21 protein-coding genes and 1 pseudogene are annotated in these 15,704 nt (G+C 48.6%); 1 reads left to right on the top strand and 21 read right to left on the bottom strand.

Annotated features, from left to right (window positions below; all coding sequences use genetic code 11):
* Positions 1 to 366 precede the first annotated feature (366 nt).
* The 18 genes and pseudogenes from ACXMYH_RS02975 to ACXMYH_RS02890 all read right to left on the bottom strand — a co-directional run bounded on the left by ACXMYH_RS02975 (position 367) and on the right by ACXMYH_RS02890 (position 13,045).
* The gene (locus ACXMYH_RS02975) at positions 367 to 570 is read right to left on the bottom strand and encodes a hypothetical protein (RefSeq protein ID WP_486555507.1); all 204 of its coding nucleotides are present in this window, start codon (positions 568 to 570) and stop codon (positions 367 to 369) included.
* A 19-nt stretch (positions 571 to 589) separates the two neighbouring features.
* Positions 590 to 1,930, bottom strand: a complete 1,341-nt coding sequence (locus ACXMYH_RS02970; RefSeq protein WP_486555506.1) for an MATE family efflux transporter — start codon at positions 1,928 to 1,930, stop codon at positions 590 to 592.
* The gene (locus tag ACXMYH_RS02965) at positions 1,917 to 2,120 is read right to left on the bottom strand and encodes a hypothetical protein (RefSeq protein ID WP_486555505.1); all 204 of its coding nucleotides are present in this window, start codon (positions 2,118 to 2,120) and stop codon (positions 1,917 to 1,919) included. The genes ACXMYH_RS02970 and ACXMYH_RS02965 overlap by 14 nt, the downstream gene beginning before the upstream one ends.
* Before the next feature lie 208 nt (positions 2,121 to 2,328).
* Entirely contained in the window at positions 2,329 to 2,661 is a 333-nt protein-coding gene (locus ACXMYH_RS02960) for a hypothetical protein (protein ID WP_329751880.1), read from the bottom strand.
* Between the two features lie 12 nt (positions 2,662 to 2,673).
* Positions 2,674 to 3,501, bottom strand: a complete 828-nt coding sequence (locus tag ACXMYH_RS02955) for a MerR family transcriptional regulator (protein ID WP_329751858.1) — start codon at positions 3,499 to 3,501, stop codon at positions 2,674 to 2,676.
* 3 nt (positions 3,502 to 3,504) lie between these two features.
* Positions 3,505 to 4,863, bottom strand: a complete 1,359-nt coding sequence (locus tag ACXMYH_RS02950; RefSeq protein ID WP_486555504.1) for an MATE family efflux transporter — start codon at positions 4,861 to 4,863, stop codon at positions 3,505 to 3,507.
* Between the two features lie 189 nt (positions 4,864 to 5,052).
* Positions 5,053 to 5,568: pseudogene (locus ACXMYH_RS02945) on the bottom strand (ATP-binding cassette domain-containing protein); the annotation flags it as partial.
* Between the two features lie 222 nt (positions 5,569 to 5,790).
* Positions 5,791 to 6,429 (bottom strand): L-2-amino-thiazoline-4-carboxylic acid hydrolase, encoded by a 639-nt coding sequence (locus ACXMYH_RS02940; RefSeq protein WP_486555503.1) that lies wholly within the window; start codon positions 6,427 to 6,429, stop codon positions 5,791 to 5,793.
* Positions 6,426 to 7,352 carry a ketopantoate reductase family protein gene (locus tag ACXMYH_RS02935; protein ID WP_486555502.1) on the bottom strand — a complete coding sequence of 309 codons (927 nt, stop codon included), beginning with the start codon at positions 7,350 to 7,352 and terminating at the stop codon, positions 6,426 to 6,428. The genes ACXMYH_RS02940 and ACXMYH_RS02935 overlap by 4 nt, the downstream gene beginning before the upstream one ends.
* The gene (locus tag ACXMYH_RS02930) at positions 7,349 to 8,191 is read right to left on the bottom strand and encodes a class I SAM-dependent methyltransferase (protein WP_486555501.1); all 843 of its coding nucleotides are present in this window, start codon (positions 8,189 to 8,191) and stop codon (positions 7,349 to 7,351) included. Before ACXMYH_RS02930 ends, ACXMYH_RS02935 begins: the two co-directional genes overlap by 4 nt.
* An 11-nt stretch (positions 8,192 to 8,202) precedes the next feature.
* On the bottom strand, positions 8,203 to 8,694 hold the full coding sequence (locus ACXMYH_RS02925) for a hypothetical protein (protein WP_486555500.1): 492 nt from the start codon (positions 8,692 to 8,694) through the stop codon (positions 8,203 to 8,205).
* Positions 8,694 to 9,281 carry an L-2-amino-thiazoline-4-carboxylic acid hydrolase gene (locus tag ACXMYH_RS02920; protein WP_486555499.1) on the bottom strand — a complete coding sequence of 196 codons (588 nt, stop codon included), beginning with the start codon at positions 9,279 to 9,281 and terminating at the stop codon, positions 8,694 to 8,696. Before ACXMYH_RS02920 ends, ACXMYH_RS02925 begins: the two co-directional genes overlap by 1 nt.
* 110 nt (positions 9,282 to 9,391) lie before the next feature.
* Complete coding sequence (locus ACXMYH_RS02915; protein WP_329751851.1) at positions 9,392 to 10,255, bottom strand: MBL fold metallo-hydrolase; 864 nt, start codon at positions 10,253 to 10,255, stop codon at positions 9,392 to 9,394.
* Between the two features lie 95 nt (positions 10,256 to 10,350).
* Positions 10,351 to 10,590 (bottom strand): hypothetical protein, encoded by a 240-nt coding sequence (locus tag ACXMYH_RS02910; protein WP_486555498.1) that lies wholly within the window; start codon positions 10,588 to 10,590, stop codon positions 10,351 to 10,353.
* Positions 10,591 to 10,650: 60 nt separating this feature from the next.
* On the bottom strand, positions 10,651 to 11,112 hold the full coding sequence (locus ACXMYH_RS02905; RefSeq protein ID WP_486555497.1) for an alpha/beta fold hydrolase: 462 nt from the start codon (positions 11,110 to 11,112) through the stop codon (positions 10,651 to 10,653).
* Positions 11,109 to 11,795, bottom strand: a complete 687-nt coding sequence (locus tag ACXMYH_RS02900; protein ID WP_486555496.1) for a class I SAM-dependent methyltransferase — start codon at positions 11,793 to 11,795, stop codon at positions 11,109 to 11,111. Before ACXMYH_RS02900 ends, ACXMYH_RS02905 begins: the two co-directional genes overlap by 4 nt.
* Positions 11,796 to 11,817: 22 nt before the next feature.
* Positions 11,818 to 12,429, bottom strand: coding sequence for a class I SAM-dependent methyltransferase (locus tag ACXMYH_RS02895; RefSeq protein ID WP_486555495.1), 612 nt, complete (start codon positions 12,427 to 12,429; stop codon positions 11,818 to 11,820).
* Between the two features lies 1 nt (position 12,430).
* The gene (locus tag ACXMYH_RS02890; RefSeq protein ID WP_486555494.1) at positions 12,431 to 13,045 is read right to left on the bottom strand and encodes a class I SAM-dependent methyltransferase; all 615 of its coding nucleotides are present in this window, start codon (positions 13,043 to 13,045) and stop codon (positions 12,431 to 12,433) included.
* Positions 13,046 to 13,702: 657 nt separating this feature from the next.
* Here ACXMYH_RS02890 and ACXMYH_RS02885 point away from each other — a divergent pair.
* Positions 13,703 to 14,071, top strand: coding sequence for an ImmA/IrrE family metallo-endopeptidase (locus tag ACXMYH_RS02885; RefSeq protein ID WP_343221097.1), 369 nt, complete (start codon positions 13,703 to 13,705; stop codon positions 14,069 to 14,071).
* A 182-nt stretch (positions 14,072 to 14,253) separates the two neighbouring features.
* Here the strand turns inward: ACXMYH_RS02885 and ACXMYH_RS02880 are convergent, their stop codons facing one another.
* The 3 genes from ACXMYH_RS02880 to ACXMYH_RS02870 form a co-directional block, all read right to left on the bottom strand.
* On the bottom strand, positions 14,254 to 14,679 hold the full coding sequence (locus ACXMYH_RS02880) for a hypothetical protein (RefSeq protein ID WP_486555493.1): 426 nt from the start codon (positions 14,677 to 14,679) through the stop codon (positions 14,254 to 14,256).
* Positions 14,648 to 15,076 carry an MmcQ/YjbR family DNA-binding protein gene (locus ACXMYH_RS02875; RefSeq protein WP_257465577.1) on the bottom strand — a complete coding sequence of 143 codons (429 nt, stop codon included), beginning with the start codon at positions 15,074 to 15,076 and terminating at the stop codon, positions 14,648 to 14,650. Before ACXMYH_RS02875 ends, ACXMYH_RS02880 begins: the two co-directional genes overlap by 32 nt.
* Before the next feature lie 346 nt (positions 15,077 to 15,422).
* Positions 15,423 to 15,701: a hypothetical protein gene (locus ACXMYH_RS02870; protein WP_486555492.1), complete on the bottom strand. Its 279-nt coding sequence runs from the start codon at positions 15,699 to 15,701 to the stop codon at positions 15,423 to 15,425.
* Positions 15,702 to 15,704: the final 3 nt, after the last annotated feature.

The raw sequence follows: 15,704 nt of genomic DNA, 5'->3' as shown, positions 1-15,704 counted from the left end.
AGAAACTTGATATACGCCTTCCTCCAGATGCTTACGCAGAAACACATAATATGCCGCTTTATCTCAAATACTCCGTAAAGAATGCGTTGAGCTTTTCAAACGGAATGATGTCCATCTGATCGTAAAGGTCGGTGTGATTTGCACCGGGTATGATGAGCAATTCCTTGTTATCGCCGGTCAGCTTGCTGTATGCAGTACATTCATTTGCCCTCTGGTCTAACTGGATTTCATAACTCCATGACCACTATAGAAATGGCCCAGACAGGCCGGAAGGTCTACTTACTGCACGGAGAACTGGAACAGGCGAGGTTCCTTTCTGCCCTGCGTGCGGTCAGAAAATGCACATCCATCTCCCGTGGTGGAGAACTATTCCCTCAGCCTGTTGTTGTCCGCAAATCCGGCTATGTCCAGCGATACGAGGAACTTATCCGGCAAAAACAGCTTTTCTTTACTCTGGACATCATCAAGAACAAATTGGCAAATGCCTACAAGCAGACGGACGAGGCGGCCATGGCGGAGGAAATATCCGACATCATGGACATCTGCACCGTTAAAAGTATCGTTCATCATTTCTCCTCATTGGAACATGTTATAAGATATTTTTGTGGCGATGCCATGCCATTATTATGAGAGCAATGAACATAGTGGCGGTTTCCGCAACAGGAAATGCAAGCCAGATTCCGTTCAGTTGGAATAATTTGTTCAGACACCATAAGGCAGGAACAAGGAAAAGCAGTTGTCTGCATAATTGAATCGCTATGCTGGAACCTACTTTTTCTGTTGCCTGAAAATAGGTGGAAATCATGGTAGAGAGACCGCAAAACAGATAGCTTGCCGCCATGATTCGCATAGCGGATATTCCAAAGGAGCGCATGGCTTCCGACGCTGTAAATAATTCCAAAAGCTGCGCCGGAAAGAAGTTGACGGTCAATGTTCCCAGTATCATCATACCGGAGACCAAAGCGGTTCCGTATCGGAAAGCGGAGTGCAGCCTATCTCTGTTTCCCGCACCGTAGTTAAACCGCATAATAGGCAAACAGCCCTGAATCAAGCCGTTTACTGTCATAACGATCAGCTGCTGCACCTTAAAATACGCACCGAAGAATGCAATCGCCGTATCGGAATACGCTACCAGAAACAGATTGACGAATGTCACCATAAACGAACTGAGGGCATTCATAATGAAAGATGGTAAGCCAAGGGCGAATATACGGGCAATCATCCTCTTTTGTATATGAAATTCTTTGATCTTTATCCGCACTTTTTGCTTTTTGCCCAGCAGCAAGGCAAATGCCAAAATCATGGATAACAAATAGCCCGCAACAGTAGCCACCGCAGCGCCACGGATTCCCATAGCTGGAAAAACACCAATACCAAAAATTAGGAGTGGGTCAAATACAAAATTAACGACCACTCCTGCAATCTGGAACCACATAGGAGCAACCATGTTCCCAGTAGCCTGTATCATCTTCTGGATTGCGATATGCACCATGTTGGGAATTTGCGTGAACGAACATACGCTCATATAGGCAAGACTCAACTGATAAATTTCTTCATTATTGGTGAATGCCCGAAAATAGGGTTTCATAATCAGTAATGCCAGAAGATTGAGCAAAGCACCAATTCCAAAGGCCAGCAACAATCCATGTGTGACGGTTGTATTTGCATCATCCTGCTTTTTCTGTCCAAGATATCCTGCTATCAGCACATTCACGCCAACGCCGATCCAGATAGATGTCGCATTCATCAAAGTTGTAATGGGAAACGACAGGGAAACCGCCGTCAAAGCATTTTCACTCAGCCGCGCTACAAACGCGCTGTCTATCAGATTATAGGAATATTGCAGAAACATGGAAATCAGCGGCGGTATCGACATTTGCCAGATGAGTTTTCCAACGGGCGCAACCGCCATTTTGTTATTGGTCTGCATACTTTCCCTCTTCTCCACAAATTGTCCGAACAATATAGTTTTGTTTGCGTGCTGCGGGCTGACCGGCTTCCTGGGCCGGATAAGTCCCTGCTTCCAGTCCAGCGTCCAAAGCCTTGGAAGGGACAGGTTCCGATTTATAAGCCCGTACACTACGGCGCGTCTTGATAAGAGACAAAAAATTTTTTTCCATACAGATATAGTCCTCCATTCTGCTAATACTTCCGAGATACAGGCAACAAAAAAGCCACACAACTATCACAAGATAGCTGTGTGGCAAAAAGATGACCGAATCCGGAAAAGTCCACTAAAATTTTGCGTTTATTATTATAGCGAGCTTGAAGGAGTCTGTCAAGCATCAATCATTACGGAATTGTGGCGGCTGTCTGTTGTTTTTTGTGTTACTTTATGGCACATGAGAAATTCTGTCTGGTTTTGTACTCGTAGTGAGTGGGCATGTTCTCCCATTGGGAGGCCACCCACCAGTCCAATTCATTCAGTACGATATTAGATAGGATATTCAAGGCTCGGAATGCTTCTCGATATGGTAAAATATCCGGATCTTCCTTGACTTTTCTTCCCTCAAAACGCAGCATTGCAGCTTGGATACTTTCATCTAAAAATTGTTCAATCTCTGGGTATGCGTTATTATTATCAATGCCTTTTGCCATAACAACACCAAAACAGGCACTCGGCAGTTCTTCAAAAATTTCTTTTTTAACAACGAATCTCATTTTATGCCCTTCTTATCTGCACTTGACCGGAATACATATTTCAGTCACAAATTTTTCACTGTCATTAGTAATGCCATAGTCTATGAGCGTGATTTCTCGCGAAAAACCAACAATCTGTATCTGTTCTTTTGTGATGTAGTCAAGGAGCTTTTCATAGTGCGCTGGAGCTTCTATATGACTGCCTCGAAAACGCAGCCGTACACAAAGTGCTTTGGGAAGAGTAATGGTTTCACCTGTATAAATGTCCTCTTGATCCAGTATTAGAAAAATGCTGTCATATCGATTTACTTTTGATTGCTGCAAATGTTCCGCGGAAATGCCAAGTCCGACCTTTCCAAGAAATACAACGGCTTCGGCATCAGATTGATCCAGCTTTCTAATCGGCACTTCCATATCATGAGAGCCATCTATTTTCAGTGGAGCGTCTACCCAAACAATGCGACAGGACGGAAGCTCTATTAAGGAAACGGTATCCAAAGGCACACTTTGTGCGTCTCGCAGCCAATTTAAGCGGTGGTTAATCTTTTGTTCTATACGTTGTAATTCTTGTTGCTTTTTCAGGACTGCATGCTTTTGCTGTAACAACTTTTCCTCAATACGGCTGATATCCTTATTTTTGAGAAAGTCCTCAATCTCGGCCAAAGGCATATCCAATGCCCGCAAATACCTGATTGTGTTGAGTACTTCAAATTGTTCGGTGCCATAGTAACGATAGCCAGAATCTGAGGAAATGTATTCTGGTGTAAGCAAACCGATATGTTCATAGTGCCGCAAACTACTAACACTGATATGAAACAATTTTGACACTTCACCTATTGGGAAGATATTTTTCCGATCCATATCTTACTCCTCCACCAGAACAAGCGTTGATTTGCGCCGTATGACTCCAAAGGCGATTAGGCAGATCACGACCGATAGCAGTGAGCCTGCCGCGGTAGCCAGTCCCATCGGGAGAAGCGTTGCCGGGAATAATTTTGAGGTCACATAAACGCCAGGCACACGCATCAATACAATGGCGAGAATATTGTGTAAAAACGACAGGCCGGATTTCCTGCATGCGCAAAAAAAGCCGCTAAAACTAAAATGAATGCCAGCAAAAATACAGTCAAAAATGTAACCACGCAGATACTGGCCGCCGAAACGGACCACCGCCGCTCCGTTCGCAGTGCTGGGATCAGTGAACAGCGAAACGATGCCTTCCGCTGTAAACTGGATCGCGATAGAAGCAAGCACGCCAAAGCCTGCGGCGAGCATCACCGCATAGCGCAGCGTTTGAATGGCCCGCTCCGGTTTGCCCGCACCGATATTTTGCGCTCCCAAGGCAGAAACGGTAGACAGCATAGAGGAGGGGACCAAAAAGAGAAAACTGATCACTTTCTCCACAATCCCGACTGCCGCTGCGTCATTCAGTCCACGCTGATTGGCAATAATCGTGATAATAATAAAAGCAACTTGAATCAGGCCGTCCTGAAACGCAATCGGGATGCCGATCCCCAAAATTTTCCCCATGACCGCACGGCAAGGCTTGAAGTCGCTTTTTTTCAGAACAATGCTCCTGCGTTTCAAAATAACGGTAAGGGAAACAACTACACTGATTGCCTGAGAGAGAGTTGTACCAAGGGCTGCGCCCGCAGGCCCAAGGTGCAGCACACCCATAAAAAGATAGTCTAAAGCGATGTTGGCAGCACAGGCTGTGGCAATAAAGCACATCGGGCTTTTGCTGTCGCCCAACCCTCGAAAAATAGAACTGATAATGTTGTAGGATGTAATAAACGGAATCCCGATAAAGCAGATGGTCAAATAGGTGACCGTACCGCTCACCGCATCCGTTGGCGTAGACACGGCAACGACAATGGGATGAACAAGGGATAACAGGATGGCCGTAAGTGCAATGGAAACCACCAGAAACAATATTACCGTATTCCCGATGTTATGCGCTGCCTGTTTTCGATCTCCTGCCCCCACTGCCTGGCCGACGCTGACGGTTGTTCCCATCGATAACCCTACAATCATAACCGTAAGCATGTGCATCACTTGTGAGCCGATAGAAACAGCGGTAGTACTGGCTACACCCTCGAACCGTCCGATGATAAATAGGTCAGCCATGCCATAGAGCGTTTGAAGAAAATACGAGAGCAGATACGGCAATGAGAATAATACAACATTTTTGAACACACTGCCGGTAGTAAGGTTCTTTTCCATATTGCCTAATCCTTCTTTTTTGTTAAACTACCAATATTATAATATCTACAACAGATGTAGAGTCAAGCGCTTTTTCTCATTTTGTAGTACCGTTCAAATGACTTTTTGTAAATTTATTTTTTTCACGCAAATTCTTGAGAATATCTCGTGTTGTGCACAGGACTCAGACCGTTTCGCTATCCTTCTCTGTTATGCCTTGGTCAACGACCAGCCTTGACTCTTAGTCTGGAGCTGTACCATATGGTCAAAGATGCCGCCATCATGCAGTAACTGCGCCGGCGATCCCTGTTCGGCTACCGTTCCATCTTTGAGCACCACAATCTTATCCGCACTGGAAACCGTACGCATTCGGTGAGCGATAATGAGAACTGTTTTATCCTTGATAAGACGTGACAGTGCTTCCTGAATGGCAGTTTCGTTCTCCACATCCAGACTGGCGGTTGCTTCGTCCAGCAGGATGATAGGCGCATCCTTCAGGAAAGCGCGGGCGATGGAAATACGCTGGCGCTCACCGCCGGAAAGGGCACAGCCGTTCTCGCCGATGGTGGTGTTCCACTTGTCTGGAAGCTTCTCGGCAAATTCCTCACAGTTTGCCAGCTTTGCCGCCGCAAGGACTTCCTTGTCGGTGGCACCCTTGCGCCCCAGACGAATGTTTTCCAGTATCGTGTTGTCAAACAAGGTCACATCCTGAAACACGATGGAATGCTTGTAGGCGATATAGCCCTCGCCCCGCTCGCTGGTGGTGTGCAGAAAGCCGCTCCGCAGCACTCCGCGCACATAAGCGCAGATATAGTTTGCCGTGGCATCTTTCCCGGAAAAGGCAGCAGACATTCCCGTTTCCTGTCCGTAGTCATAATAGCCGAAAGCGTGGCCGATATCGTAGATTTCTTTCTCTGTTATCGACTTGACAAGCATCGTGCGCTCCTCCTATTTGTTTTTCTTCTTTTTGTATCCGCAGTCGCAGTAGGGCCCGCCGGAGGCAAGGGTGTACTGCCGCACAAAATTTGTCACACCGCCCGCTTCGCTCATGGTGTAGTCCAGATGGCACAAAGCAGGGGTCAGGTCGTACAGTCCCAGCTCCTTCATCAGCACACAGATGCCGCACTTGGTAAAGCGTCCCACGTAGCCGCTGCCATCCGGGTATTCGTAAAACTCCATGTTCCACGAGTAGGGGTTGCGGTCGGCGGCTTTCAGAGCGGCGGTGGCTTTCATTGCGGCGATATCCTTTGGGGTAAACTTACTTTTTCCGCTCTTGCGGCAGAACCACTGCATGGGCGCAGTCATCATAGATCTTGCATAGTAATCCGTCAGCCTGTCCACCTCCGGGCGCTGCGGCATGGAAAGAATGAACGCCCCGATCATGGCGCAGTTGACCAGATTCATTTTGAAGCGGTCGGCCTTTTCAAATTCCGGCAGCCTGCAGATGATCTGCCGGTATTGCGGCTTTGCCTTTTTCGCGATGGCTCTTGCGGTGGCTGCATCATAGCCCAGCGCCGCAATCAGCTGCTTTTGAAAGGAACCGGCAAACAGCGCCCACATCCCAAAGGGCATTCCAGCGTATTTCATTGCAGATACCTCCCGGCTTCTGCTTCCAGTGCCTGCCATACCGGGTGGGCTGCGCCGTTTTCATCGAAAAATTTCTTGAGATCCCGGTTCAGTGCGCTCATTTCGTCGATGGCGTTCATGGCATGGTCGGAGGCACAGAGCTTGCCCAGAGAGGTGGCACACATCAGCTTGAAAAAGCGCAGGCAGGTCTTGCGGTATTTCTCCCCTTCAAAGTCTTCATCCTCCTTGGGCAGAATGGTGTGCCCGGCATCTCGGATGGCGCGGTATCCCTCGATGTTGGCATCCAGCACACGGTTCAGGTACGCGGTATCTCCCCTGAGCTTTTTCAGGTCGCCGTCTGTCTTATAGCAGGCGAAGGCCGCAGGCATCACAAACGCGGCATGGCAGAGCAGATAGTCCTCCATGTTCGGCTCGTAAATAACCTTATATTTTGTGCCGTGGAAGATGCGCCCGATCAGCTGTTTATTGGAGGTTGCACCCGTCAACTGCCCGATGGTGATCTTCTTCAGGTCGATGGAGACCACCCGGTCAGCCTCCCGATGCCCGGCAGAAAGCGCAAAGGCAAACAGGATGTTCTTTTCCGGCAGTGCCACCGCCAGCGCCCTCGCCTGCACATTGTTCCCCACAAAAACGATGTTCTTCGTCCGGTTCGCCCACAGCGTGTCCAGAACAGAATCCAGCTGTGTATAGCGCAGGACCACAAAGATCACATCGTACATTGCATCCGGTGCAAGTTCAGTCACCACCGGAATGCGGCTGACCGAGGTGCGGAGCGAAAATTTGTCCTTGATCCGCAGGCCATTCTGCTTGATCTCCGCAGCCCAGTTTCCCCGCGCAAGCAGAGTGACATCCTTTCCGGCGCGCAGCAGATTTCTTGCCAGATTGCACCCCAGAACGCCTGCACCATATACCAGAATTTTCATAGCTTGCCTCCAAATCCGATCTTCACGATCTGCATTTTCATCCCGTTGTCCCCGACCTTGGCGAGAAATCGGAAAAAACCGCTGACGGAAGGGTCTTTCAGGTCGTTGTAGCCCATCATATAGCCCCTACTGGATACTTGCAAACGGCTGTCCCATGGGGAAAGCTCGCTTTTCGCATCCGAAACCGCGAAATATGCTCCCACATCCTTGATTTTCGCCGTCCTGAGCCACGTTTTGGCGATCATCTTCACCGCCGTACGGTTGGCAGCATCAAAGACCAGCACTCCGCCGGGGAAAGCGTCCGCCATTCCCTGCACCAGTTCCCGAACCTGCTCCGTCAGGAAGTAATAGAACACCCCGGAGGCAAAGAACACCGCCCCGCCGGAGGCATCGATCTTGTCAAACCATGCGGGGTCTTTCAGGTCGCAGGGGATGTTTTGCTCCCGCTCCCCGGCGGGCAGAAGCTGCTGCCGCAAGGCGATCACATCCGGGAAGTCCAGATTATAGATCTTGCATCTGCCATTGTCGCAGGCTTTGCCGGTGTTATCCAGCCCGCAGCCCAGATTGACCACTGCCGCGCAGGGGTGGTTTTTCAGGTACGCCTGCACTTCAAAGGCAAGGTCATTCTGCCGCATGGCGACCTCCAGCGCACCAAAACGCTGCATCAGGCTGCGGGAATTTTTCTCTGCCTCTGAAAAGTCGTAGTCGATCTGGTCGATCAGACGCACCGCCGTTTCGTCCCGGTAAAGGTTCGGATACAACTCCGTACACAACTTCCGTGAATACAGTGGGAGGATCAACGTCTCCTGCACGGTGTTTTTCTCGATTTTGTATTTCATAGGTTTCTCCCTCAGTGAGTAAAAATAGTCATCATTGCCGCCAGCACCATCGCTATGACTGCCATGCCCACCGTGCCGAATAGCCACTTTTTCTGCTTGTTTTGGGCAGTAATGTAGGGCTTCAGATCCTCTGTTCCGGGGATCGTCCATGCGTTCGTGTGCCCCACCCAGTAACCATCGATCAAAAACCGGTCAATGAAATTCATAACGGACAAGATGACAAGCAGCTGCCAGAAGCCCGCCGCAAAGCTGCGCGCACCGTTTATCCCATAGACACAGACCAGCACATAGCTGATATAGCCGGGGACGCAGACGGCTTTGAAAAGTAGAGAATTGCGCTTGATTTTCTCGTGTGTTGTAAGTCCCAGCTTCACGCACCGCTGCTGCACCGCTGGGCTGTAAAGATGCACCATCCCAACAGCCCCTTTGCAGATGCCCACAGCACAGATAATAAGCAGCAGTGCCCCCAGCCCAAAACCTTCCAGAATCACCTGTAAAAGCATTACTTATTCCTCCTGTATCCGTTTTCATCCCGGTATTCGGAATGTTCCTTTACGTATGGATCCTTATCGCCGCAGATGGTGTAGTCGCACTTACAGCCATTCGCGCAAGTGGTCGTCCGCACCAGCCTTGCGTGAAGCAGCTCCATCGCTGCAAAATCCACATTGCACAGGGCGGGCATGATCTCTGTAAGGCCGTTTCTGATAGCAAATTCCGCTGCGGGACAGGCGGTAAATTCATAATAGATCGGCTTGTTCTTTTCGTAAGAAGCCACCGTCATTTCATAATCGTGCCACTTGTCACAGCCCGCTTTTGCCCGTAGAAACGCCATGTGCATCAGTTTTTTCCAGAACGGCTTATTACAGTTCACGAATTTCAGTTTGCGGAAGGACGGCAGGATCAGATTTTCCTCAATTTCCTCGATCTCACGGAAGGATGTAACCGGTTTGCAGACTACATAGTAGCTCATGATAGCGATACAGTCATAGGTGCCGCCTGCGCCGTTGTGAAAGTTCCGTTTCCCGCCCAGATCTTTGCGCCAGTCCGAAAGGAAATCTACATACTGCCGCTGCACCTTTTCCCATATCATCTCCCGCTCCGCTTCCGGGTAATGCAGGGCGATTTTCGACTGTATCTCCTTCTTGCAGGTTTTGGAGTATAGCACATGGCAGCTACGGTCAATTTGTAATTCGCTGTCCTTCATCTTCCCACACCTTTCAGAAAACCGCTCTTTGCATTTTCTTCGGTGTCGTCCGATTCGTCGTAGGCATCATAGGGCGCCGATGGGTCGTGTACTCGTTTTTTGAATGGTGAACAGCGCTTGTCCTTGTGGGCAAACGCAAAGGCAAAATTGTCCGTCCATCCCGTGTGACCGGTGATGAAATATGGATGCAGCCCACGTGCGCGCAGTTTCCGCTCTAGCTCCGCCAGTGACTGCACAGCCAGCTTATTGTCCTCCGCCAGCGAGGAAATGAAGCTGTAGCCGCCGTCCGCGCCGAACCACAGCGTGTCACCGGTAAAAAGGTACTTATCGTCAATGAGGTAGACCATATGTCCCCAGGTATGACCGGGAACGAGAAAACACTCGATTTTGATGCCGTCAATGTCAAGTACCTGCCCATCGTGCAGCAGTACCTTTTCGCTGTTGATCGTGACCTGCGGCAATTTATAGAGATGATAGATGACTTTTCGCCGCACCTCGCCGGTGAGATACCGGTTCTCAACCTCGCCTATGTACAGCTTTGCATCCCGAAACAATCCCGGACTGTCAGCCTCCACCGCACCCACATGGTCGGTGTCCTGATGGGTGATGAGGATGTGCCGGATAGAATGCGGGTCGATCCCCAGCCAGTGCATCTTCTCTGCCAACCGGTCATAGTTGTATCCGGCATCGATCATAATGGTGGTATCGCCCTTGTGGTAAAAGAAGATATTTGCCACCCACTCCCGCACGCAGGCGACATCCTCATCGATCCAGCCGGTGTTCAAAGGCTTGAAGATCTCCCTGCCCCGGTACATCCGGCTCATTGCTTTTCTTTGAAATTCCGTTGCTTTTTTCGACATGATTACACCTCATTTCTGTGCTGCGATGCACAGCCAGCCCTTTTTGTTTTTGTGGCTCTGAATCTGACAAAATTCTGCCTGTTCCAGATATACTTTCAGGGCAGCTTCGGCATACTGTCATGCTCGGCGATATATGTCAGCATTTCAACAAAGCCTTTCGGCTCACGAATCTGATATTGCATATGATCGTATCCTTCAAACACGGGATAATTGCCGCAGGGATAGGCTTTCATCACCGCCTGACGGTATTTGAAATGATCTTCTATGCTGCCAAACTCGAAATAGATATGCTTTTGCAGTTCTTCGGGAAGGGACGGAAAGGGTTTATCCTCCAAGCTGTCCAGAATATGCCGCCGCAAATTTGTATAGGTCAGATTTTTCCCTGCGGCTATAAATTACGACTTTATGGAATCATCATCACACCACAGGATCTTTTTCAGTGTGCCGCCTTTCGACCAATACAGGCTCTTGATAGCCAGATACAAAAACGGCGTCATCATGCGGCGCGTGCCTTTTCCGATTTGTGCAAACTGCCCGCCGTCGAAAAAAACGTGTCCAATAGGCAGCTTCGTGCTTGTCAAAAACGCCATGGCAAGATCGGCACCGATCGAAGAAGCCACAACCAGTTCAAGGTATTCCACTCCCTGCAATTTCAGATATGCTTCCACCTGACGAGCCTCGTCCGCCTTGCTGACATATTTCTGCCCTTTGCAGTACACGGTGGAGGTGGGTAAAATGCAGAAATACCGATCCTGTAAATAGTTCGCGACCGGTTCGCTGCTCTCCCCCGTCACGCCCATTGCATGAAAAAACAAAACAGCGGGATCATTCCGATTTCCAAATGTCTTAAATTTCATCGTAGTCCTTTCCGGCAAGCAAACCATGCCATGCTCTTCACTGTTCCCAGTGTTACGGTTGCGTACCGTTTTTTCAACCGTTTTTTCAAGCTGGCGGTCGTTTCATAGGGCGGTGTAAAGAACCCCGTCTTTTCGTAGACGTGCCGGACGAACCAGTCCGTCCGCTTGCACTCTCCCGCCACATAGAAGCAGCCGCAGAAGGTTCCGCCGGGCTTCAGCACCCGAAAAACCTCCCGATAAGCGGCCTCTTTATCCGGGAACGCATGAAAGCCATTCAGCGACAAAACAATATCAAACGCACCGTACGAAAAAGGCAGTGTACCCACATCCCCCTGCTGAAAGGTCACATTTTTCAGGTGCAGGCGGTCTGCCTTTTCCTGCGCCTGTCCCATCATATCTGCCGAGTAATCCAGACAGGTGATGTCCGCTTTTGGCAGCGTCTTGTAAAGCGGCATGGTCAGAATGCCGGTGCCCACCGGCACCTCCAGCAGCTTGCCAGAAAAATGCTCCGGGATGCCGGACAGTGCCTTTTCCAGATAGGCATCGTTTTCCACCTTGTTCATGTCCCACACCAGACGGCACACCGCTTTCCCGCTCAGGGTGGAGCAGGTGATCATACCATCATAAAAATTGTTGCCGCCTGTCAGCCGATAGGCACCGCGGATTGCTTCTTTTCGTTTCATGCTCCATCCTCCTTACACTATTTCACCGCTTTTGCGCTGTGACGCAAAGCCAGCCCTTTTTATTTTTGTGGCTTTGGATCTGACAAAATCCTGCTTTTTCCAAATACACTTTCAGATCAGCATCCGTATAGATGGTCATACCGTTAATGATTCGCGTCCATTTGTCGTCTTTTGCTGTTTCGCCGTTTACTTCGTTACAGATGAAAAAAGTCCCGCCGGGCTTCAGCACCCGATAGACCTCTCTGAAATTTTGCGCAAGCTCCGGCCAGAAATAGACCGTTTCAAATGCGGTCACCACATCAAACTGCTCCGCTTCAAACGGCAGTTCTGCTACACTTGCCTGCTGCACAGTACACTGCCCTGCTGCAATGGCACCTGCATTGACCTTTCGCGCTTTTTCTACACTGACTGCCGAATAGTCGATGCCCTGCACCTTGCCCTTGGGACACAGCTTCAGCAGCGTTTTGATGTTCGCTCCACCGCCGCAGCCGCAGTCCAGCACCATGGCATCCGGGGCAGGCTGCAAAAAATGCAATCCCCACGCTGCCATTGCGCTGTGCCCAAAGTTCATCATAGCAACCATGATCTTCCCGCTAAAGCCTACGGGCTTGCGGGTGTTTTCAAAGAAGGACATATCACACCTCCGATTTCACACCTTCCGTATAGGTCAGCGGAAAAGAGGCCTTTAGAACAACACTTTTTCGCACTGTCCAATCATTCTGTTGCAGAAATTTTAGGTATTCTTCACTCGTCCACTTGCTATGGAGAGGAAAGCCTGCCAGATTCATGAAAAAGGCTTTGACCTTGCCGGGAAATGAGTTTTCTGCGTGCGTAAAGGTAGGCGCGATCAGCACACCGTCATCCTTCAGCACCCGTTTGATCTCTCGCAATGATTTTTCTGGCTGAGGCACAATGTGCAGTGCGTTTGATACGATTACCACATCGAATGATTTGCTCGCGTATGGCAGAGAAAACATATCCTGCACGGAAAAATGCAGCTTCGCAGAGTAATTCCCCCGTTTGGCCTCTGTAATCATTTCCGGAGAGGCATCCGTCGCCTCGATGTGTGCCGCTGCTTTTACGATGTGCTTGGCGATCAGTCCCGTTCCGGTAGCCACCTCCAGCACTGTTTTGTCTTTCACGACCGGACGGATCAGCTCATACATTTTCTCGTATACTACCCTGTCATTTCGCATAAAGCAGTCATACAGACCTGCATTTCTGTCCCAGAAATTCTTGTGTTCTCGCATTGCTGTCTCTCCTTTTATAGTTAGATTTATCTAACAAGCACGCACACATCGGCAAGTTAGGTTCGGCTAACTCATGTATTTAGGAAAAGCCGCATTTCTGCGGCCTTTCGGCTTATACAAATAGCTTGCTGCAAGCATCACACATCTGTGTTTTCAGCCACTGAGGATAACGCCTCTCGATCTACTCCTTATGGAAACAGCCAAACTCTATTTTCTCACCATTGCGGTGACTTTTGCCTTCTTATCCATATTATATCGTGCTCACTTCTTTTTTGCAATGGTATAGTATCTCTATTTTGTCATTTCCAAACGCAGAGCACGATTAGATTTTCTTCGCAATCGTAGACAGCTCCTCCTGCATAATGCCACGGGAAGTGCGAACATCGTGAAGTCTCTTACCAAACTCTTTTGCGTCAAAATACATACGTTTCTCCTTCCGCACAGCCGGTACAGAACCGGACCAACGGAAGGTCAAAAAAGGAGCCGCATGACGATGAAGAAAAAATCCTATGCCGATAAAACAGAATATGGGTATCCCATAATTCTGTCTCATGCGGCATTCGGAAGACTTCGCCTGTCAGCGGCTCCACAGCACAGCTATGACTTATAAATGTCATGCTTTGCGAAAATTTTGGTTCCCTGAAGGGAATGTACCGGGTGATTAAGCGAAATCGCTTTATTTTCCTGAATAACAGCCTGGATGAAAATATGCTGCGCATCGTATGCGCACATGAATTAGGGCATGACCAGCTTCACCTGAATATGGCGAAAACCACCCCGATTCATGAGTTCATGCTCTACGACATGAAATCCAAACCGGAATATGAAGCCAACATCGTAGCAGCGGAGATCTTGATGGACAGCGATGAAGTCCTTCGCTACATCTATGAATATGGATACACAGCCGAGCAGATCGCCAGCGCGATGTCCACCGACATCAATCTGGTTGCGCTGAAGGTAGCGCACCTGGCCACACTTGGCTATAATCTACACGCACTGGAACATAAAAGCAACTTTTTGAAATAACGTATCTTCGAGGAGCCTTGACCGGCTCCTCTTTTTTTGTTGCGAATTGTGCAGGCGGTGCTTGCACAATTATTTCCAGATTTTCTTGCATACATTGTATTCGATATCGTTTTTATTTCGGCTCCTTTTTTAGCTCCTTTTCGGCTCCTTTTCGGCTCCCTTTCTTACAATTACTATCCATTTCACATCTGCATGCGATAGAGCCTCACCTTTTCCTTGAATGGCAGCCCCGGATCAATGCCGACTTCTTCCCACATCACACCGAACGGTGCACCGCCATCTGTATATCCAGCGATAAAGGCAAAACGATCATCGCAGTCCTCATACAGTTCTGCCAGTCGTTCCCTCTCTTTCGTTTCCCGCTCCATTCTCCGCTGCCGGAGCCGCTGTTCTTCAGCCCGTTTAATCTGTTCGAGTTGTTCCTGTGTATAATTGACTCCAAGCTCCTGCAAATCTTTCGCAGCAGTCACAGCATCCACATGAAAGCGTTCCCGATAATGCTTGTTCATCTTTTTCAGTGAGCCGGTATAGGTGAGCAGCCACTGCTTACCTTTTCGGAGGCGTGCTTCCTTTCGCTCAGCCTTCGTCAGTTTCTTTTTCTTTGCCATTTGCGGAATCTCCCGGATTTTTTGCTGATGACTTTGGGTTGCGCTTTTTCGGTGCCGTCAGCTCATGACTCAAAGAAAGCAGGTCTTTGATGGCATCATCCAGCTCCGGTTTGCCAAGCTGAATACTGAGCCACTTTTCCTTGTTCATATGATAGGCCGGAAAATAGCCGTCTTGCCCGCGAAGAGAGCCGATCAGCAGCGGATCACTTTTCACATTAAGGACATCAATGATGCCTGCTTCCGGCAGTCCCAACTTATCAGCCGATACTTCCAGAACCACACCATACCATTTGTTATTGTCATTGTGCCGCAGCACAGCATTCCAGTCATGCCAGGGATATTCCGGCTCTGTGCCGTACTGCTGACGTATCCATGTAAATAATTCTTGTCGTGTCATCTTTCAAGTTAATTTTTTACGATAGAATCTTGTACGCTTGATATATCGTGGAATTCTTATCCTGTACACTCGCATAAATTCAAGAATTTCCGCCAAATCAAACGATTTCTCTTTCGACCAGTCAGAATATTTCCTATGTTGAACCAGCCATACTCCAATCATGTAGTAATCCAATGCATCCTCGTCATCTTCGCTCTGAATATCGTGACCACAAAGAAACCGGTACTCAATCGGCGATTGTGCATAAAGCCTACGAAAACGTGCTTTGGATGCTTCTATATCATTCTTTGTCCATTTTCTATACACTCAGCAATCATCCTCATCCTTTGATTTAAGATAGAATCATTCAATCCTCATACCATTCCTTATAGGCCAGTATCTCAGATGCAATCATTTCCGGATAAAGACTGTAATATCGTCTGCAAACCTTCTTGAACAGATTCAGCATTCTATCATCATGGCATACATCAAGCATGTAATCCAACAGATGTTCCACTTCTTTTTCAGATGCCTTCTCTGTAATAATTCTATCTACAAGCGCTTTATAGTAACTATATGACAGCTCACTTGCATCTTGAATTCTCTCTACAATCGCGTTTATATCTAAGTCCTTCATATCGCTCATATA

Source organism: Pilosibacter sp. NGB245, assembly GCF_057397225.1.
Note: the sequence above shows the minus strand (reverse complement) of the source record. Positions and strands in the feature narration are given on the sequence as shown.